Source organism: Asanoa sp. NPDC049475, from assembly GCF_040676915.1.
GTDB lineage: Bacteria > Actinomycetota > Actinomycetes > Mycobacteriales > Micromonosporaceae > Asanoa.
In genome coordinates, this window is record NZ_JBFAPY010000004.1 from 493,350 (window position 1) to 512,344 (window position 18,995).

16 protein-coding genes, 2 pseudogenes and 1 riboswitch are annotated in these 18,995 nt (G+C 73.5%); of the genes and pseudogenes, 14 read left to right on the plus strand and 4 right to left on the minus strand.

The features are described 5' to 3' along the window. The first annotated feature begins 2 nt into the window (after window positions 1-2). The 8 genes and pseudogenes from cobO to AB0J88_RS17865 all read left to right on the plus strand — a co-directional run. Window positions 3-617 (plus strand): cob(I)yrinic acid a,c-diamide adenosyltransferase, encoded by a 615-nt coding sequence (cobO, locus tag AB0J88_RS17830; RefSeq protein WP_364343212.1) that lies wholly within the window; start codon window positions 3-5, stop codon window positions 615-617. Then, the gene (locus tag AB0J88_RS17835; protein ID WP_364343209.1) at window positions 611-1,945 is read left to right on the plus strand and encodes a cobyrinate a,c-diamide synthase; all 1,335 of its coding nucleotides are present in this window, start codon (window positions 611-613) and stop codon (window positions 1,943-1,945) included. Before cobO ends, AB0J88_RS17835 begins: the two co-directional genes overlap by 7 nt. Further along, window positions 1,936-2,649, plus strand: a complete 714-nt coding sequence (gene cobI, locus AB0J88_RS17840; protein WP_364343206.1) for a precorrin-2 C(20)-methyltransferase — start codon at window positions 1,936-1,938, stop codon at window positions 2,647-2,649. The genes AB0J88_RS17835 and cobI overlap by 10 nt, the downstream gene beginning before the upstream one ends. After that, on the plus strand, window positions 2,646-3,446 hold the full coding sequence (gene cobM, locus AB0J88_RS17845) for a precorrin-4 C(11)-methyltransferase (RefSeq protein WP_364343203.1): 801 nt from the start codon (window positions 2,646-2,648) through the stop codon (window positions 3,444-3,446). Before cobI ends, cobM begins: the two co-directional genes overlap by 4 nt. Further along, window positions 3,439-4,593, plus strand: a complete 1,155-nt coding sequence (gene cbiE, locus AB0J88_RS17850; protein ID WP_364343200.1) for a precorrin-6y C5,15-methyltransferase (decarboxylating) subunit CbiE — start codon at window positions 3,439-3,441, stop codon at window positions 4,591-4,593. Before cobM ends, cbiE begins: the two co-directional genes overlap by 8 nt. Next, window positions 4,590-6,269 carry a precorrin-3B C(17)-methyltransferase gene (cobJ, locus tag AB0J88_RS17855; RefSeq protein ID WP_364343197.1) on the plus strand — a complete coding sequence of 560 codons (1,680 nt, stop codon included), beginning with the start codon at window positions 4,590-4,592 and terminating at the stop codon, window positions 6,267-6,269. Before cbiE ends, cobJ begins: the two co-directional genes overlap by 4 nt. Beyond that, a complete protein-coding gene (locus AB0J88_RS17860; RefSeq protein ID WP_364343194.1) occupies window positions 6,257-6,847 on the plus strand; it encodes a precorrin-8X methylmutase in 591 nt (196 codons plus the stop codon). The genes cobJ and AB0J88_RS17860 overlap by 13 nt, the downstream gene beginning before the upstream one ends. Further along, window positions 6,844-7,614 (plus strand): annotated as a pseudogene (locus AB0J88_RS17865) (sirohydrochlorin chelatase); the annotation flags it as partial. The gene AB0J88_RS17860 and the pseudogene AB0J88_RS17865, both read left to right, overlap by 4 nt. Window positions 7,615-7,682: 68 nt before the next feature. On the opposite strand, the gene AB0J88_RS17870 reads toward AB0J88_RS17865, so the two are convergent. Both AB0J88_RS17870 and AB0J88_RS17875 read right to left on the minus strand, forming a co-directional pair. Continuing rightward, the gene (locus tag AB0J88_RS17870; RefSeq protein ID WP_364343191.1) at window positions 7,683-8,405 is read right to left on the minus strand and encodes a CbtA family protein; all 723 of its coding nucleotides are present in this window, start codon (window positions 8,403-8,405) and stop codon (window positions 7,683-7,685) included. A 14-nt stretch (window positions 8,406-8,419) separates the two neighbouring features. Continuing rightward, complete coding sequence (locus AB0J88_RS17875) at window positions 8,420-8,641, minus strand: CbtB domain-containing protein (RefSeq protein ID WP_364343188.1); 222 nt, start codon at window positions 8,639-8,641, stop codon at window positions 8,420-8,422. A gap of 33 nt (window positions 8,642-8,674) precedes the next feature. Continuing rightward, window positions 8,675-8,812: riboswitch (cobalamin riboswitch) on the minus strand. A 110-nt stretch (window positions 8,813-8,922) separates the two neighbouring features. On the opposite strand from AB0J88_RS17875, the gene AB0J88_RS17880 reads away from it, so the two are divergent. Together AB0J88_RS17880 and AB0J88_RS17885 are read left to right on the plus strand one after the other, a co-directional pair. Then, window positions 8,923-9,918: an aldo/keto reductase gene (locus tag AB0J88_RS17880; protein WP_364343185.1), complete on the plus strand. Its 996-nt coding sequence runs from the start codon at window positions 8,923-8,925 to the stop codon at window positions 9,916-9,918. Between the two features lie 3 nt (window positions 9,919-9,921). After that, window positions 9,922-10,770 carry a helix-turn-helix transcriptional regulator gene (locus tag AB0J88_RS17885; protein WP_364343182.1) on the plus strand — a complete coding sequence of 283 codons (849 nt, stop codon included), beginning with the start codon at window positions 9,922-9,924 and terminating at the stop codon, window positions 10,768-10,770. Here AB0J88_RS17885 and AB0J88_RS17890 read toward each other — a convergent pair. Both AB0J88_RS17890 and AB0J88_RS17895 read right to left on the minus strand, forming a co-directional pair. Beyond that, window positions 10,755-11,408 (minus strand): sulfotransferase family protein, encoded by a 654-nt coding sequence (locus tag AB0J88_RS17890; RefSeq protein ID WP_364343179.1) that lies wholly within the window; start codon window positions 11,406-11,408, stop codon window positions 10,755-10,757. The two genes, AB0J88_RS17885 and AB0J88_RS17890, sit on opposite strands and share 16 nt — an antisense overlap. A gap of 9 nt (window positions 11,409-11,417) precedes the next feature. Then, window positions 11,418-11,985, minus strand: a pseudogene (locus tag AB0J88_RS17895) (siderophore-interacting protein); the annotation flags it as partial. Window positions 11,986-12,120: 135 nt separating this feature from the next. Between AB0J88_RS17895 and AB0J88_RS17900 the strand changes: the two are divergent. Genes AB0J88_RS17900 through AB0J88_RS17915 form a run of 4 tightly spaced genes read left to right on the plus strand, consistent with a single transcriptional unit; the run spans window position 12,121 to window position 18,963 of the window. After that, window positions 12,121-13,533, plus strand: coding sequence for an aspartate aminotransferase family protein (locus AB0J88_RS17900; protein WP_364343176.1), 1,413 nt, complete (start codon window positions 12,121-12,123; stop codon window positions 13,531-13,533). Beyond that, complete coding sequence (locus AB0J88_RS17905; protein WP_364343173.1) at window positions 13,533-14,816, plus strand: lysine N(6)-hydroxylase/L-ornithine N(5)-oxygenase family protein; 1,284 nt, start codon at window positions 13,533-13,535, stop codon at window positions 14,814-14,816. Before AB0J88_RS17900 ends, AB0J88_RS17905 begins: the two co-directional genes overlap by 1 nt. Then, the gene (locus AB0J88_RS17910; protein ID WP_364343170.1) at window positions 14,813-17,041 is read left to right on the plus strand and encodes a GNAT family N-acetyltransferase; all 2,229 of its coding nucleotides are present in this window, start codon (window positions 14,813-14,815) and stop codon (window positions 17,039-17,041) included. The genes AB0J88_RS17905 and AB0J88_RS17910 overlap by 4 nt, the downstream gene beginning before the upstream one ends. Further along, window positions 17,038-18,963, plus strand: coding sequence for a penicillin acylase family protein (locus tag AB0J88_RS17915; RefSeq protein WP_364343167.1), 1,926 nt, complete (start codon window positions 17,038-17,040; stop codon window positions 18,961-18,963). Before AB0J88_RS17910 ends, AB0J88_RS17915 begins: the two co-directional genes overlap by 4 nt. Window positions 18,964-18,995 lie beyond the last annotated feature (32 nt).

Consider the following 18,995-nt stretch of genomic DNA (forward strand, 5'->3'; position numbering starts at 1 on the left):
CCATGCCACAGGGCAAGGTGGAGCGCGTACCCGATGACGGCCTGACCACCCGCGAACGCCGCAGGCAGCCGTTGCTGGCCGTGCACACGGGCACCGGCAAGGGCAAGTCGACGGCCGCCTTCGGGATGGCGCTGCGGGCCTGGAACGCGGGCTGGCCGATCGTGGTCTTCCAGTTCGTGAAGAGCCCCAAGTGGCGGGTCGGCGAGGAGACCGCGCTCAAGGCGCTCGGGGAGCACCACGTGAACACCGGCGGCGGCGCTCCCGTGACCTGGCACAAGATGGGCGAGGGCTGGTCGTGGCTGGCCCGGCCGGGCGACGAGCGCGACCACGCGGCGGAGGCGGCCGAGGGCTGGGCACAGGTCAAGCGCGACCTGGCCGAGGAGCGTTACCGGTTCTACGTGCTCGACGAGTTCACGTACCCGATGAAGTGGGGTTGGGTCGACGTCGACGAGGTCGTGGCGACGCTGCGCGGGCGGCCCGGCAACCAGCACGTGCTGGTCACCGGCCGGGACGCGGCGCCCGCGCTGGTCGACGCGGCGGACCTGGTCACCGAGATGACCAAGGTCAAGCACCCGATGGACGCCGGCCGCAAGGGACAGCAGGGCATCGAGTGGTAGCCACCCCACGGATCGTGGTGGCCGCACCGGCATCCGGGCACGGCAAGACGACCGTCGCCGGCGGGTTGCTGGCGGCGTTCGCGGCCCGGGGCCGGAGCGTCGCCGGCTTCAAGGTCGGCCCGGACTACATCGATCCCGGATACCACGCGCTGGCCAGCGGCCGGCCGGGGCGCAACCTCGACCCGGTCATGGTCGGCACGGAGCGGATCGCGCCGCTGTTCGCCCACGGCGCGGCCGGCGCCGACCTCGCGGTCGTCGAGGGCGTCATGGGGCTGTACGACGGGCGCGCGCACGCCGGCGAGCACGGCTCGACCGCGCAGGTGGCCAAGCTGTTGCGGGCGCCGGTGCTGCTCGTGGTCGACGGTTCGGCGGTCGGCCGGTCGGTGGCCGCGCTGGTGCACGGCTTCCGCAGCTTCGACCCCACGCTGCGGCTGGCCGGGGTGGTGCTCAACAAGGTGGGCTCCGACCGGCACGAGGCGATCCTGCGCGAGGCCGTGGAGGAGACCGGCACGCCGGTGTTGGGTGTGCTGCGCCGCTCCGACGCGGTCGCCGCGCCGTCGCGGCATCTCGGCCTGGTGCCGGTCGTGGAGCGCCGCGCCGAGGCGACCGCCGCCATGGCCGCGCTGGCCGATCTGATCGCGTCCAGTGTGGACCTCAACGAGGTGGCGGCCGCGGCCGCCACCGCACCGCCGCTCGCGGTGTCGCCCTGGGAGCCGCCTGTCGTCCCGACCTCGCGCCGGCCGGTGGTGGCGGTGGCCGGCGGCCCGGCGTTCAGCTTCGGCTACGCCGAGACCACCGAGCTGCTGACGGCGGCCGGCGCCGAGGTCGTCGCGGTCGACCCGCTGCACGACGAGGCCCTGCCGCCCGGCACGGCGGCCCTGGTCGTCGGCGGCGGCTTCCCCGAGGTGTACGCGGCCGAGCTGTCGGCCAACGGACCCCTGCGGTCGGCCGTGGCCGCCCTCGCCGCGGCAAGTGCGCCGATCGTGGCCGAGTGCGCCGGCCTGCTCTGGCTGGCCCGCAGCCTCGACGGCGCCCCGATGTGCGGCGTGCTGCCCACCGACGCCGCGATGACCGGCCGGCTCACCCTCGGCTATCGCGACGCCGTGGCCATCTCGCCGAGCTGGCTCGCGCCGATCGGCACGCGGGTCACCGGGCACGAGTTCCACCGGACGGCAACCAGCCCCGCGGCGGGCGAGTCCCCGGCGTGGGCCTGGCGCGGTCAGCCGGCCGACGGCTTCGTGGCGGGCAACGTGCACGCCTCCTATCTGCACCTGCACTGGGCGGGCACGCCCGAGATCGCGGAACGGCTGGTGGCGGCATGCGCCTGATCGGAGTCGGCGTCGGGCCCGGTGATCCGGAGCTGATGACGCTCAAGGGGGTACGCGCGCTGGCCACCGCCGGACGGGTCTTCGTGCCCGTGCTGGACGCCGCCGACGTCGGACGGGCGGAGGCGACCGTGCGGGCGCACGCCGCGCACGACCGGATCGAGCGGCTCGTGTTCGCGCTCAACGAGCGGGAGGACGCCGGACGGCGCGAGCACCACTGGGACGCGGCCGGGCGCCGGGTGGCCGACTGGCTGCGGGAGACCGGCGGCACCGCCGCGTTCGCGACGATCGGCGACCCCAACGTGTACGCCACCTTCGGCTACCTGGCGGAGACCGTACGCGCCCTGATCCCGTCGGTCGAGCTCGAGACCGTGCCGGGCATCACCGCGATGCAGGCGCTGGCCGCCGCGGCCGGACGCCCGCTGGTCGAGGGCGGCGAGGAGCTGGTGCTGCTGCCGATGGCCCGCGGCGACCTGGAGCCGCTGCACGCGGCGCTGGCCCGCGACGCCACCGTGGTCGTCTACAAGGGAGGCCGGCACATGGCGGCGATCGCCGAGGCGGCCGCCGGGCGGGGCGCCGTCGTCGGCAGCCACCTCGGGCTGCGCGACGAGAAGGTGCGGCCGCTGGACGCGGTCGACGGGCCGTTGCCGTACCTGGCGACGGTGCTGATCCCGGCCCTGCGCGCACGACGTGGAGGAAAACTGTGACGGGTCGCGTGACCTTCGTCGGCGCCGGCCCGGGCGCCGCGGACCTGATGACGCTGCGCGCGGCCCGCCGGCTGGCCGAGGCCGACGTGGTGGTGTGGGCCTCCAGCCTGGTCGCCGCCGAGGTGCTCGAACACGTCCGGCCGGGCGCCGAGGTGGTCGACTCGGCGGCCGTGCCGCTGGAGGCCGTGGTGGAGATCTATCACCGCGCGGCGGCCGAGGGCCTGCACGTGGTGCGGCTGCACTCGGGCGACCCGAGCCTGTGGGGCGCGGTGGCCGAGCAGCTCGACGCCTGCGCCGACCTCGACCTGACGACCGAGATCGTGCCGGGCGTCTCCGCGTTCGCCGCGGTCGCCGCCGCCGCGGGCCGGGAGCTGACCGTGCCGGAGGTGGCCCAGTCGGTGATCCTGACCCGGCTGGAGGGCGGCAAGACGCCGATGCCGTCGGGCGAGCGGATCGCGGACTTCGCGCGGCACGGCACGACGATGGCGGTGTTCCTGTCGGCGGCGCGGGCCAAGCAGCTGGCCGAGCACCTGTTGAGCGGTGGCTACGCCCCCGAGACCCCGGTCGTGATCGGCTCCCGGGTGAGCTGGCCGGACGAGCTGCTGGCCTGGTGCACGATCGAGACGCTGGCCGAGACGGTGCGGGCGCACAAGCTGTGGAAGCACACGCTGTTCCTCGTGGGTCCGGCGCTGTCGGCGTCGGGCACGCGCAGCCACCTGTACCACCCGGGCCACTTCCACGGGCATCGCAAGGCCGAGCGCACGGCCCGCACGGAGCTGAAAGCCCGACATGCCTGACGTCACCGTGTACGGATACGACGGCGGCCCCCTGCCTTCGTCGGTCGCGGACGCCACCCTGCTCGTCGGCGGGGCACGGCACCTCGACGGCATCGCGTCCGAGGCGGAGCACGTCGTGATGGGCTCCGTCGCCGCCGCCGTCGAGCGCATCTCGGTCCACGATGGACCGGTCGCGGTGGTGGCCAGCGGCGACCCGGGCTTCTTCGGCATCGTCCGGGCACTGCGCCGGGCCGGCCTCGACCCGGTGGTCCGGCCGGCGGTGTCGTCGGTCGCGCTGGCCTTCGCGCGGCTGGGACTGCCATGGGACAACGCGGTGGTGGTGTCGGCGCACGGGCGCGACGGTGGCCTGCGGCGGGCGCTCAACGTCTGCCGGGCGCACCCGAAGGTCGCCGTGCTCACCGGCCCCGGCTCGGAGCCATCCGCGCTGGCGTCAGGATTGCGGGGTTGGCGGCGGCGCGTCGTCGTCGCGTCGCGGCTCGGCACGGCCGAGGAACGACTGACCGGCCCGGACGGCGACTGGGCCGACCCGAACGTGACGATCGTCCTGGCGCCTGAGGTGGCGGACGGCCCGGCCGGCTGGCTCGCGGGCGGCGTGCGGCCGCCGGACGGGTGGGCGCTGCCCGAGGACGCGTACCGGCATCGCGCCTCGATGATCACCAAGGCCGAGGTGCGGGCGGTGGCGCTGTCCCACCTGCGCCCGGCGCCCGGCACGCTGGTCTGGGACGTCGGCGCGGGATCGGGTTCGGTCGCCGTCGAATGTGCCCGGTTCGGTGCCGCGGTGGTCGCGGTCGACCGCGACCCGGCTGCGGCGGACCTGGTGCGGGCGAACGCGGCCGAGCACAACGTTGACGTCCGGGTCGTGACCGGCGCGGCCCCGACCGCCCTTACGGACCTGCCGGATCCCGACGCGGTCTTCGTGGGCGGCGGTGGGCCGGAGGTCCTCGCCGCGGTGATCGCACGCGGTCCGTCCCAGGTCGTCGCCGCCTATGCGGCCGTGGAGCCGGTCGGTCCGGCCGCGGACGCACTGGCCACGGCCGGCTACGCGACCGGTGGCGCACAGCTGCAAACCAACCGTCTGGTGGAGATCGCCGGCCGGCACCGCCTGGCCGCCACCAACCCGGTGACGCTGGTCTGGGGGACCCGATGATCGGAATCGTCGCACCGACGGCCGCCGGTCGCGGCTTCGCCGCGCGACTCGCGGTCGCCTGGCCGGACGAGGTTCGGGTGTTCGGCCAGCTCAAGGACGCGTGGGCCGGAAGCGACGTCGTGGTCTGCTTCCTGGCGACGGGTGCGACCGTGCGACTGATCGCGCCGCTGCTGGCCGACAAGCACACCGACCCGGGCGTGGTCTGCGTCGACGAGGCCGGCCGGTTCGCGATCGCGCTCACGGGCGGCCACGACGGCGGCGCCAACGACGCGGCCAGGCGGATCGCGGCACTGCTCGGTGCCGAGCCGGTGGTCACCACCGCCACCGACAGCGTCGGGCTCCCGCCGCTCGACGGATTCGGCGCCGACCTGGGCTTCCGGCTCGCCGACCCGGCGCCGGTCGCGCGGGTCACCCGGGCGGTGCTGGACGGTGCCGGTGCGGCCGTCGTCTCCGACGTGACCTGGCCCGTTCCGGCCGTGCCCACGGGTGGCGAGCCGGTGCGGCTGGTCGTCTCGGATCGGGTCGACGCGCGCGGTGATCTGGTCTACCGCCCTCCTTCGCTCGTCGTCGGCGTCGGAGCCAGTCGGGGTGTCACGGCCGAAGCGGTGGCCGCCGTCGTGGACGCCGCGCTCACGGCCGGTGGACTCGACCCGGCATCGGTGCGGGCGTTGGCCACTGTGGACGTCAAGGCCGACGAGGCGGGCATCCTGGCCGTCGCTGCCGACCGGGGGTGGCCGGTGCTGACCTTCCCGGCCGCCGAGCTCGCGGTCGAGGACGTGCCCACGCCCTCCGAGGTGGTGCGGGCCGCGGTCGGCACGCCCAGCGTCGCCGAGGCGGCCGCGCTTCGGGCCGCCCGGGACGCCGGCCGGGACGCGGAACTGGTGATGGCCAAGCAGGTGACGCCGACCGCTACCGCGGCCGTGGCTCGGCTCGTGCCGCGTGGGCGGTTGACCATCGTCGGGATCGGTCCCGGGGCCGAGGACCTGCGAACGCCGAGGGCAACCGCCGCGCTGCGGCGAGCGTCCGTAGTCGTCGGCCTCGACCAGTACGTGGACCAGGTGCGCCACCTCCTCTCCCCCGGCGCGCGCATCGTCGAATCGGTGCTCGGGGAGGAGTCCAAGCGAGCGCGGGAAGCGGTCGAGCTCGCGACCGAAGGGCACGCCGTGGCACTGATCGGCTCCGGCGACGCCGGGCTCTACGCGATGGCCTCACCGGCCCTGGAGCTCGCCGGTGCCGACGTCGACGTGGACACGGTGCCGGGGGTGACCGCGGCCCTGTCCGCCAGCGCGCTGCTCGGCGCTCCGCTCGGGCATGACCACGCCTACGTGTCGCTCTCGGACCTGCACACCCCCTGGCCGGTGATCGTCGAGCGGCTCCGCGCGGTGGCCGGCGCCGACCTGGTCGCCTGTCTCTACAACCCGCGCAGCAAGGCCCGCACCGCGCAGTTCGCCGAGGCGCTGGCGATCCTCGGCGGGCACCGCCCGCCGGAGACACCGGTCGGGGTGGTCCGGGACGCGTCACGGGACGGCCAGCGGGTGCACCTGACCACGCTGGCCGCGCTGACCGCCGATCCATCCATCGTGGACATGAGGTCGGTGGTGCTGGTCGGGTCCAGCCGCACCCGGGTGGTGGCCGGCCGGATGGTCACGCCGAGGGAGTACACGTGGCTGTCGTAACGCGCACCGTGCACCCGATAGAGGCGGAGTCCTACCGGATCCTGCGCCGCGAGGCCGACACGGCCGCCCTGCCGCCGTACTCCCGGGACGTGGTCGAACGGATCATCCACACCACGGCCGACCCGGACTGGCTCGGCGACCTGGTCGTCGACGAGAAGGCGCTGGCGGCCGGTGCCGCGGCGCTGGCCGGCGGCGCCGCGCTGGTCACCGACGTGACGATGGTCGCGGCGGGCATCACCCGGTATCCGGCCACCTGCCGGATGCCGGCGGAGGCAGCCGGCCTCACCCGGTCGGCCGCCGGAGTGCGACTGGCCGCCGCGGACCACCCCGACGGCGCCGTGTGGGTGGTCGGCAACGCGCCGACCGCGCTCACCGAGCTGCTGCGGCTGGCCGCCGCCGGTGAGGTCCGGCCCGCGCTGGTGATCGGCCTGCCGGTCGGCTACGTCGGCGCCGCCGAGTCCAAGGCCACCCTGCGGGAGACGGCACTCCCCCAACTGTCCAACCGGTCCGCTCGCGGCGGTGCGGCCGTCGCGGCCGCCGCCGTCAATGCCCTGCTGTACGGAGATCCCCTCGCATGACCATCCCACTGCTCATCGCCGGCCACGGCACCACCGACCCGGAAGGCGCCGAGGACTTCCGCCGCTTCGTGGCCCGGGTCGGCGAGACCATCGACGTGCCCGTCGCGGGCGGCTTCATCGAGCTGTCACCGCCACCGGTCAAGGACGCGGTCGCCTCGCTGCTCGAAACCGGCGCGCGACGGCTGGCCTGCGTACCCCTGATGCTCGTCGCCGCCGGCCACGCCAAGGGCGACATCCCGGGTTCGCTCGCCGCCGAACGCGCCCGGCACCCGGGGTTGTCGTTCGCCTATGGTCGGCCGCTCGGCCCGCACCCCGGGGTGCTGGCGCTCCTGCGGGAGCGCCTCCACGACGCGGACGCCGACACCACGGTGCTGCTCGTCGGCCGCGGCTCGACTGACCCCGATGCCAACGCCGAGGTCGCCAAGGTGGCCCGGTTGCTGGCCGAGACCACGTCGGTGGCGGGCGTCGAGTACGCGTTCGTCTCGCTCGCCGAACCCGGTGTGCCGGCCGGCCTGGACCGGTGCCGCGCCCTCGGCGCCGGAAAGATCGTGGTGCTGCCGTACTTCCTCTTCACCGGCGTCCTGCCCCGCCGCGTCGAGGCTCAGGCGGCCGAATGGTCGGCGGCCCGCGGCACTGACGTGCGGACCGCCGACGTGATCGGCGACTGTGCGGGGCTGGCCGAGATCGTGGTGGAGCGCTACCACGAGGCGCTGGGCGGGGACATCCGGGCCAACTGTGACACCTGCAGGTACCGGATCGCCCTGCCGTTCCACGAGCAGTCCGTCGGCGCCGCCCAGCTACCCCACCACCACCCGGCCGACCACCACCACCACCATCACTGAGTGGACAGCACGGCCTCGCGACGCAGGCCGCGCTCGACGACCGCGCCCAGCCCGAGGCCGAGGGCGGTCCAGACGACCACCTGCGTGCCGAGGGACGCGAGGCGGAAGTTCCACAGCAGGACCGGCGAGAACCCTTCCGGGATCTCCTCTATCGACGGCAGCAGGACGTGCGCGACCGCGATCACGGCCACGAACGCTCCGGCACCGAGAACGGCCGCGTTCCATCCGCCGAACCGGGCCACCTGCGACCGTCCGACATAGACGGCCAGCGTCAGTGACGCGAGCGCGATCACCAGCATCAGGAGGTACAGCGACGTACGCCGGCCGATGGTGTCCTCGGAGCCGGTGGCCGGTGGGTTGGCCGGATACTTCAGCCACGGCACCAACGCGACGACGAGGAAGCCGGCCAGCGCGACCAGCGCCGCGGTCGCCCGCGGCCCCAGGTGGCCGAGCCGGCCGTACGCGGCGGCGAACGCCATCGAGAAGATGCCGCCGAGCGCCACGCCGTAGATCAGCGTGGCGGTGAGCAGGCCGATGGTGCTCTGCACGGTGCGACTCACCAGCGCGGGCTCGCCTGCCTCGCTGTGTGCTTCCTCGAAGGCGATCGCGGCGTTGATCGGGCCTTCGCCCACGAAGTAGGCGAAGACGAACGCGAGCACGCCGGCGGCCAGCCCCACCAGCATGCCGCGAACCAGCAACGAACGGGGGGACAGCATGATCGCCCCCGCCGTCAGTGGCAGGGGAAGCCGAGCAGGTGGCGGCCGTCGTGCACGAACTCGTGCACGCCGCTGCCACCGATCAGGTGGAAGACACCCTGCTCGGTGCCCACGAAGTAGAGCAGGGCGATGGCGAGCACGGCTCCGAACAGCAGCCACGGCTGGAGCTGACGCCACGGGATGGCCACCGGCTGGACGGCCGGGCGGGGGGTGGCGGAAGAAGAAATGCTGGACACGGGGCGAACCTCCTCGGGATCACGCGTCCCACGATGGGTTTCCGTGACGGCGGAGGGTCTGACTTCCACGCGGGCGTGGTCACAGTGGCGCGACCGTGCCGGTATCTCACCGGCTTCCTACCATCGTCACTTCTGACCGGGACGCTACGGTCGGCCGCGCCGAGGTGTCAACCGCGGCGAGGCTGGTTGAGATGCGCTCGACAATTGCGACAGGGTCGCCCTGGCGGACCGGGGATAACGAGGGCGCCGCTATGGCCGCCGCGCCGACGCACGGTGGTCTCATGACACTGCGAACCCACGCCATCGGCAGCCAGGGTCTCCATGCCTCTGTCGAAGGTCTCGGCACGTTCGGCCTGACCGCCGCCTACGGCACACCGGACGACGACGAGGCCACCGCCACCATCCACCGCGCGATCGACCTCGGGGTGACCATGTTCGACACCGCCGACTTCTACGGACTCGGTGGGGCGGAGAGACTGCTCGGCCGCGCGCTGGCGAGGCGACGCGCCGAGGCCGTCGTCGCGAGCAAGGTCGGTGGCCAGACGATGGACGAAGACGACCGGTGGGTCGGCCCGGCCAACGGACACCCGGCCTATCTGCGCGCCGCCGTGGAACGGTCCCTGCGCCGGCTCCGCGTCGACCGCCTCGACCTGCTCTACCTGCACCGTGTGGACCCGGCCGTGCCGGTCGAGGAGAGCTTCGGCGCACTGGGTGAGCTGGTCGCCGAGGGCAAGGTGGGCTACCTGGGCATCAGTGAGGCGTCTCCGGAGAGCATCCGCCGGGCTCACACGACCGCGCCGCTGTCGGCGGTGCAGACCGAGTACTCCTTGTTCACCCGGGACGTCGAGGTTAACGGCGTGCTGGCGACCACGCGCGAGCTCGGGATCGGCTTCGTCGCGTACTCGCCGCTGGGTCGGGGCTTCCTCTCCGGCACCATCCGCAACCTCACGGACGTGCCGGAGGGTGACTTCCGCCGGACCTGGCCCCGGCTGGCCGACGGCAACCTCGACCTCAACCTGGCTCTCGTGGACCGCATCAGTGCCATCGCCGACCGGGAAGGCGTCACTCCCGCCCAGATCGCACTAGCGTGGGTGCTGGGACAGGGCGCCACCGCGATCCCGGGCACCAAGCGCCGCAGCTACCTCGCGGACAACGTCGCCGCCGCGGGGATCGACCTGAGCCCGGCGGTGCTCGCGGAGCTCAGCGTGGCGGCGCCGGTCGGCGCGGCGGTGGGCGCCCGCTACACACCCCAGGCCATGGCGGCCATCGAGGAGTGAGCAGTGGCACGCAACGAGCTCGGCGACTTCCTCCGGAACCGCCGGGAGGCGCTCCGGCCGTCCGACGTGGGCATCCCGTCGGGCGGCCGGCGCCGCACCCCCGGCCTACGGCGCGAAGAGGTCGCGCTGCTGGCCAACCTGTCCGTCGACTACTACGAGCGGCTCGAGCAGTCGCGGGCCGGCACGCCGTCGGAGGCGCTGCTCGCCGGGCTCGCCCGAGCGCTGCGGCTGTCCGTCGAGGAACGCGACTACCTCTACCGCCTGGCCGGCCACTCGGCGCCCCCGGCCGGCGCCGTCACCAGCTATGTCGACCCGGCGCTGCTGTTCCTGCTCGACGCGCTCGCCGAGGTGCCCGCTCAGGTCATCGACGCCCTGACCACCGTGCTGGCGCAGAACGCGCTGGCCCGGGCGCTGCTCGGCCCATGGACCGACGGCGAGGGGCGGGCCGCCAACGTGATCTGGCGCTGGTTCACCGATCCGGAGTCACGCGCCCTCAACGCCCCCGAGGAGCACGAGTCGATCGGTCGCGGCTATGCGGCGGACCTGCGGGCCACCGCTGCCCGTGCGGGCTCCGACGCCGAAAGCCTGGTGGCCGACCTCCGAGCGGCCAGTCCGGAGTTCGCCGGCTACTGGAGCGACATGCGGGTCGCCCCGTTGCACAGCACCCGCAAGCTGATCGTCCACCCACGGGCGGGCAACCTCGACGTGCAGTGCGACTTCGTACGCAGCGAGACCACCGCCCAACGCCTGGTCATCTTCCGCCCGCAGCCGGGCTCGCACACGGCGGACAGCTTCGAGTTCCTGCGGGCGTTGGGCGACCGGTCCTTCGGGCAGCGCTACGTAGCCGACTGAGCCAGGCCGGCCTGCACGCGGAACTCGTCGGTGTCGTGGAGGTGGGGAAAGGGCTCGTCCGGTACGGGTACGCCCAGCGCCCGCGCCAACGGCTCCCAGCCGTCGTGGCCGAGCCGCCACTCCACGAGCCGCCCGGCCGGGATCTCCCGGCGGATGGCCGCGATCCGTTCGGCGTACATCCGCTCCATCCAGTCCCGGTCCTCGAACCGGTCCTGGAAGTCCCCCTGCCAGATCAGCGCCTCGATCACGTGCCGGAACGCCGGCGGAGGCACAAGACCGTCCGGGCGCGGGCCGAGCTTGCCGGCCCGGGCTGCCTGGCGCACAGCCCAGACGGTGCGCTCGACGCTGCGGTAGAAGCCGTCGAAGTGGCGGTAGTTGAGCAGGACCGTCGCGGACGGGAAGGCGGCGCAGATCTCGCGCCAGCGGCTGCAGGCCGGCCAGTCGACCGTGGCCTGCCAGCCCTCGAAGATCTCCCGCCAGTCGACCCGTTCACCGTCGGCGACCCGCTTCCAGCGCTCGGCCTGGTCGCCGCTCCGGAGATCCTGCATGTGCAGGCACGGCCCGGCGCCCAGCCGCTCGATGGCCGAGCGCAGCGACAGCGTGCCGCTGCGCCCGAAACCCACTCCAATGATCCGCATGAATGGACTCTACGACCGCCAGTACGCCAGGGAGTTGACCTGGGTCTTGTCGACGCCGAGGGTGCGGCGGAGGTGCTTGGTGATCGCCCTGGTGCTGGCCGCCTCGGCGGCGACCCAGTAGAACGCCTCCGGTGTCGCGGGCACCGCCTCGCACACGGTCGCGACCAGGTGGGCGCCGCCGTCGCGCCGGGGCAGCCAGACCACCTCGTGCGCGTCGCGGGCGCGCAGCGGGAACTCGCGCTCCTCGTCGTGGGCGTACTCGAGCCAGATCGTCGCCGGTTGGTCCGGCAGCGTGTCGAACAGGCTGTTCAGGGCCGGCGCCGAGGCCGCGTCACCGACTCCGTACCACCGGACCGGAAGCGGAGCCGGCACGACGAACGCACTGCCCTGGACCGTCGCGTCAACCGTGTCACCGGGCACCGCAGCCTGCGCCCACCGGGCGGCCGTGCCGTCGTGCAGGGCGAACTCGAGGCTGAACTGCCCCGTCGAGACCGAAGGTCGACGAGCGTGAAGGCCCGCTGGTGCGGCTTGCCGCCCCGTCGAACCAGAGCCGGACCCACATCGTGGGATGCACACCAATGCTTTGAGAACCACCGACTCCCAGTTCCGTTTCACGCTTCCTCCAGGTAACGTCTTGCCCGAGTTAGGCAAGGCTAACCTAAGGGAGGTCGTGTTGGAGGGGTCATCTCCACACCTGTTCGGTCGGTCCACTGTGGGAACGTTCCAGCGTGACGTCGAGCGGGCCGCGGCCGCCGTGGCGGACCGGGTACGCACCGTGCGCCGCCCGTACTCCGGCGCGAGCCTGACCGACCTGCAGGGGATGGTCGACGCCGTCGACCTCGACCGGCCGCTCGGCGACACCGACGCCGCCCTCGACGAGGTCGCCCGGCTCTACCTCGACAACGCGGTCTGGTTCCACGAGCCCGGCTACGTCGCCCACCTCAACTGCCCGGTCGCCCTGCCCGCCCTCAGCGCCGAGGTGCTGCTGGCGGCGGTCAACTCGTCCGTCGACACCTACGACCAGAGCACCACCGGCACGCTGATCGAGCGCCGCCTGGTCGACTGGGCCGCCGGCCGGATCGGCTTCGGCCCGGACGCCGACGGCGTCTTCACCAGTGGGGGCACCCAGTCCAACCTGCACGGGCTGCTGCTCGCCCGCGAGGCCAGCCCCGCGACCGACCTGTCCCGGATGCGCGTCCTCGCGACCACCGAGACGCATTTCAGCGTCACCCAGGCGGCGATCCTGCTCGGTCTCGGCAAGGACGCCGTCGTCACCGTGGCCACCGACCCCGCCGGGCGGATGGACCCGGCCGCGCTCACCCGTACGCTGGACGACCTGTCCGCGTACGGGCTGGTGCCGATCGCCGTGGTCGCCACCGCCGGCACCACCGATCTCGGCTGCGTGGACCCGATCGCGGAGATCGCCGAGGCCTGCGCGCGCCGGGGCGTCTGGCTGCACGTCGACGCCGCGTACGGCTGCGGTCTGCTGGTCTCCACCCGCCGCCGGCACCTGCTCGACGGCATCGAGCGGGCCGACTCCGTCACGGTCGACTTCCACAAGAGCTTCTTCCAGCCGATCAGCTCGAGCGCGATCATCGTCCGCCACGCGAGCGCGATGCGCCGGATGGCCCACCACGCCGACTACCTCAACCCCCGCACGGCGACCGTGCCCAACCAGGTCGACAAGAGCCTGCAGACGACCCGCCGGTTCGACGCGCTCAAGCTCTGGATGACCCTGCGCACCGTCGGCGCCGAGCAGCTCGGGGCGATGTTCGACCGGGTCGTCGACCTCGCCGAGGACGCGCACCGGCTGCTCACCGACGACCCCGAGTTCGAGGTCGCCGCGCAGCCGACGCTGAGCACGGTGCTCTTCCGCTACCGCCCGGCCCGGCTCGACGAGAACGCCTGCGACCAGTTGACCCCGAGGTTGCGGGCCAGGCTGTTCGCGGGCGGCGAGGCGATCATCGCCGGCACCACCCGGGAGGGCCGGCAGTGGCTCAAGTTCACGCTGCTCAACCCGATGACCACGACCGAACACCTGCGTGCGGTGCTCGATCTGGTACGCGAGACCGGCTGGGCGCTCCTGGCCGACGACGACACCCGGCTCGCGACGGCGGTGGTCTGATGCGCGTCCACGACTTCGCCGCCGTCGGGGTCGGCCCGTTCAACCTCGGGCTGGCCTGCCTGACCGCCGGACTCTCCGATGTGGACGGCGTCTTCTTCGAGCAGCGCGACGGCTTCGACTGGCATCCGGGCCTGATGATCCCGGGCGCGACGATCCAGGTGCCGTTCGTCGCCGACCTGGTCACGCTGGCCGACCCGACTTCGCGCTTCTCGTTCCTCAACTACCTCAAGCAGACGGGCCGGCTCTACCGCTTCTACATCCGCGAAAGCTTCTACCCGTTGCGGGCCGAGTACAACGACTACTGCCGTTGGGCGGCCGCGCAGCTTCCGATCCGGTTCGGCAGCCGGGTGGAGCGCATCGACCACGACGGCGACGTGTACGCCCTGCGGGTCCTCTCGGCCGGAGCGGTCGAGACGGTGCTGGCGCGCAAGCTCGTGCTCGGCATCGGCACCGCGCCGCACGTTCCCCCGGCCCTCCGCGACCTGCCGATCGTGCACAGCGCCGACTACCTGCCCGCCAAAAAGAGGCTCCAGCGGCTCGACTCGATCACCATCGTCGGCAGTGGACAGAGCGCGGCCGAGATCTACCTGGATCTGCTGCCCGGCGCCACCGAGCACGGCTACCACCTGACCTGGTTGACCCGGTCGCCGCGGTTCTTCCCGATGGAATACACGAAGCTGACGCTGGAGATGACGTCGCCGGACTACATCCGCTACCACCACGCCCTGCCCGCCGCGACCCGCGACCGGCTCGCCCGCGAGCAGCGCAACCTCTACAAGGGGATCAGCGGCGACCTGGTCGACACCATCTTCGACACGCTCTACGAGCAGAGCCTGACGAGCCCGGTCAACACGACGCTGCGCACCGGTGTCGAGGTCACCGGCGCCCACCACGACGGCGACCGCTACACCCTCGACCTGCACCACCGCGAGCAGGACCGTTCGTTCACCGCCGAGACGCAGGGCCTGGTGCTGGCCACCGGCTACGCGCCCAGGGTGCCGGCGTTCCTCGAACCCGTGCGCGACCGGATCCGGTGGGACGAGCGGGGCCGCTACGACGTCTCGCTCGACTACGCGGTCGACCGCGTCGGCGACGAGATCTTCGTGCAGAACGCCGAGGAGCACACGCACAGCCTCACCGCGCCCGACCTCGGCATGGGCGCCTACCGCAACTCGGTCATCATCCGCGCCCTCACCGGGCGCGAGGTCTACCCGGTCGAGGAGCGCATCGCGTTCCAGGAGTTCGGCGCGCCGGCACCGGCGTTCGCGGAGGTGGCACCGTGACGTTCACCCTCGAACCGCTCGACCCGGGCGCGCACGCGGACCTGCTGCACGCCTGGGTCACCCACCCGCGGTCGGTCTACTGGGGCATGCGGGGCGCCTCGGTGGACACCGTGCGCAAGGCGTACGCGGAGATCGCGGCCGACCCGCACCACCACGCCTGGCTCGGCCGCATCGAGGGCGAGCCGGCGTTCCTGGCCGAGACCTACGACCCGGCGCACAGTGAGCTCGCGGCGCACTACCCGGTCGCCGACGGCGACGTCGGGATGCACGTGCTGGTCGCCCCGCCGGGCGGGAAGAGACAACACGGGCTCACGTCGGGCGTGATGCGGGCCGTCATGGAGTTCGTCTTCGCCGACCCGCGAGCCCGCCGGGTGGTGGTCGAGCCCGACGAGCGCAACGACGCCATCGCCCGCAAGAACGCCGAGGTCGGTTTCGTGGTCCAGCGACGCGTCCAGCTCTCCGACAAGGTGGCCAACCTGAGCTTCTGCACGCGTGACGCGTACGTGTTGACGAGACCGGAACCGCCGGCGCACCTGACGCCGGAGACGATGGCCTTCGCCCACCGGCGGCTGATCGCCAAGGCGATCGCCGAGTTCAGCCACGAACGGATCGTCACACCCGAGCCCGACGGCGACGGGTGGGTCCTGGGCGACCATCGCTTCCGCGCCCGCCGATACCCGCTGGAGCACTGGGTGGTCGACCCGGACTCGATCGAGGGGCCGCTGGACGCGATGGCGTTCGTCGCGGGCCTCGCGGGCACGCTCGGCATCCCGGACCGGCTCGTCGGCACCTACCTGGAGGAGATCGCGGCGACCCTGGCCGGCGCCGCCTGGAAGCACCACCACGAGCGGCACGACGCCGCCGCGCTGGTGCACGCCGACTTCCAGTCGATCGAGGCCGCCATGACCGAGGGACACCCCGGTTTCGTCGCCAACAACGGGCGGATCGGGTTCGGGCTGGCCGACCACGAGGCGTACGCCCCCGAGGCGGGCCGACCGGTGCGGCTGGTCTGGCTCGCGGTGCTGCGGTCCGAGAGCGCGTTCACCGCGGGAGCCGGGGTGACCGAGGACGCGCTCTACGCCGACGAGCTCGGCCAGGACACGCTGGACCGGTTCGCCGGCCGGCTGCGCGCGCTCGGCCTGGACCCCGCCGACTACCGCTACCTGCCGGCCCACCCCTGGCAGTGGGAGCACAAGCACGCGGTGACGTTCGCGCCCGACGTGGCGCGGCGGGCGATCGTGCCGCTCGGCAGCGGACCGGACCGCTACCGGGCGCAGCAGTCGATCCGGACCTTCTTCAACGCCGACCGGCCTGATCGGCACTACGTGAAGACCGCCCTGGCCATCCAGAACATGGGCTTCCTGCGCGGCCTCTCCCCCGGCTACATGCGCGCGACACCGCCGATCAACGACTGGGTGGCGGGCGTCGTCGAGGGCGACGAGACCCTGCGGGAGTGCGGCTTCAGCGTGCTGCGCGAGCTGGCCTCGGTGGGTTACACCGGCGACGCGTACCACCGCAGCGGTTTCCCCTCCGCGCACCAGCGGATGCTCGCCGCGCTCTGGCGGGAGAGCCCGGTGCCGCGCCTCGCGGCCGGCGAGCGCCTGGCCACGATGGCGAGCCTGCTGCACCGCGACCGGTCCGGCCGTTTCCTGGCCGCCGAGCTGGTCGCGGCGTCGGGGCTGCCGGCCGAGAGGTGGGTCAGGACCTACCTACGCGCGTACGTGCGCCCGGTGGTGCACTGCGTCCTGAAGCACGACCTGGCGTTCATGCCGCACGGCGAGAACCTGATCCTCGTGCTGGAGGGGCACGTGCCGACGCGGGTGTTCATGAAGGACATCGGCGAGGAGGTCGCGGTGATGAGCGTCGAGCGGCCGCTTCCGCCGGAGATCGAGCGCATCCGGATCGACGTGTCCGACGACGTCAAGGCGCTGGCCCTGCACACCGACGTGTTCGACGGCTTCCTGCGGCACCTCGCCGGCATCCTCGACGGCGACGGGGTGCTGCCCTGGGACCGGTTCTGGGCGCTGGTCGCCGACTGCGTCGAGGAACACGCGTCCGACCATCCGGACCTGCGGGGGCGCCTCGCCCTGGCCCGGCCGGAGTTCAGGCACTCCTGCCTCAACCGGCTCCAGCTGCGCAACACGCTCCAGATGGTCGACCTCACCGACCAAGCCGGGTCGCTCATCTTCGCCGGCACGCTGGCCAACCCGATCGCCGCCCGGTGAAGGTCCGGCGCGACGACTGGGGCATCCCGCACCTCTGGGCCGCCGACGCCGACCGGCTCGCGTTCCTCCAGGGCCGGGTCACCGCCACCGACCGGGCCTGGCAGATCGAGGTGGAACGGCTGCGCTCGGAGGGCCGGTCGGCCTCGGTGCTCGGCCCGGCGGAGGTGCCCTGGGACCGGTTCGCCCGCAGGGCGCGGCTGGACGACACCGCGCGGCGGTGCTTCGCCCGGCTGGATCCGGAGACCCGCCGCTGGGTGGCCGCGTACGTCGACGGCGTCAACGAGGGGCTGCGGGTCACCGACGCTCCCGAGTTCGCCGCCACCGCGCACCGGCCGGACGACTGGCGGCCGTGGACGCCGCTCGGCGTCTTCCTGGTGCAGCACGCGCTGTTCGGCACGTTCCCGCACAAGCTGTGGCGCGCCGACCTCGCGGCCGCCCTCGGCGACACCGAGCTGTTCGCCACCAGCGGGTCCGGCAGCAACGCCTGGGCGACGGCCGGGCCGGTGCTCGCGGGTGATCCGCACCGGCTGCTCGAGCTGCCCGGCGTCTACCAGCAGGTCGGGTTGGCCTGCCCCGAGTTCGACGTGATCGGGCTGGCGTTCCCCGGCGTGCCCGGCGTGCCGCACTTCGGGCACGCGGGTGGGGTCGCCTGGGGGATCACCAACGCGATGGCCGACTACCAGGACCTCTATCGCGAGGAGCTGCGGCGGCGCGGCGGCACGACGTCGGCGCGCGGCCCGTCCGGCTGGGAGCCGGTCGCCGTCCACGTCGAACACGTCGCGGTCCGGGGCGGCGCGTCCGAGCCCGTCGAGGTGGTCGAGACCGCGCGCGGTCCCGTGGTCGACGTCGACCGGCGCACCGGCGAGGCGCTGAGCCTGCGCACGCCGAGCCGGGTCGAGGGCGCGCTCGGCTTCGACGCGCTGCTGCCGTTGCTGCGGGCCGGGTCCACGGCGGACGTGGTCGACGCGCTGCGGCGCTGGGTCGAGCCGGTCAACAGCGTGCTGGTCGCCGACCCGACGGGCGACGTGCGTGAGCTGGTCGCCGGGCTGGTGCCGGTGCGCGACGAACGCTGCCGGCGCGAGCCGGTGCCGGCCTGGGAGTCCCGGTACGCCTGGCAGGGCTACGCACCCACGCCGGCCGCGCCCGTGTCCGGCGTGGCCGTGCATGCCAACGACCGCCGTCCACAGGTCGCGGCGCTCGGCCTCGACTTCGCGCCGAGGCATCGGGCACGGCGGATCCGCGAGCTGGTCGACTCCGGTGCCCCGGCGGGGGCGATCCACACCGACAGCCGGACACCGGTGTTGACACCCCTGCTGGCGGCGGCGGTCGTCGACGGGCCGGCCGCGCTGCTGCGCGACCGGTTGCTGCGTTGGGACGGTCACATGGACGCGTCCAGCGTGGCGGCCGGCGGCTATGCCGCGTGGCGGTCCGCGCTGGTCCGGCGGCTGCACGACCACCCGGCGCTGGCGTCGCTGCGTGCGCCGTCCGCGTACGACGAGCTGTTCGCGCCGTGGACCGACCCACTCGGCCGGATCGGCGTCGCGCTGGAGAGCGTCGTCGCCGGGCTCGGCCCCGAGGTGTGCGGTGCGGTCGCGGCGGCCGCGCTCGAAGACGCCGCCGCCGAGCCGGCCCGGCCGTGGGGCGCCACGCACGTGCTGGCACCGATCCAGGCGGTTCCCGGCGGCGCGCCGACGGCCGCACTCAGCGGCGACACCGACTGCGTGCTCGCCACGTCCAGCGTGCCCGGTGTGTCCGACGCGTGCTGGCGAGGGCCGGTCGCCCGCTGGGTCTGGGATCTGCGTGACCGTGCCGCCAGCCGCTGGATCGTGCCGTTCGGGGCGAGCGGACGGCCCGGTGATCCGCACTACGCCGACCAGCTTCCGCTCTGGGCGGCCGGCGAGCTCGTCCCGGTCGCGGGCTGACGGGCGCGGTGGACATCCGATAGGTTCGATGT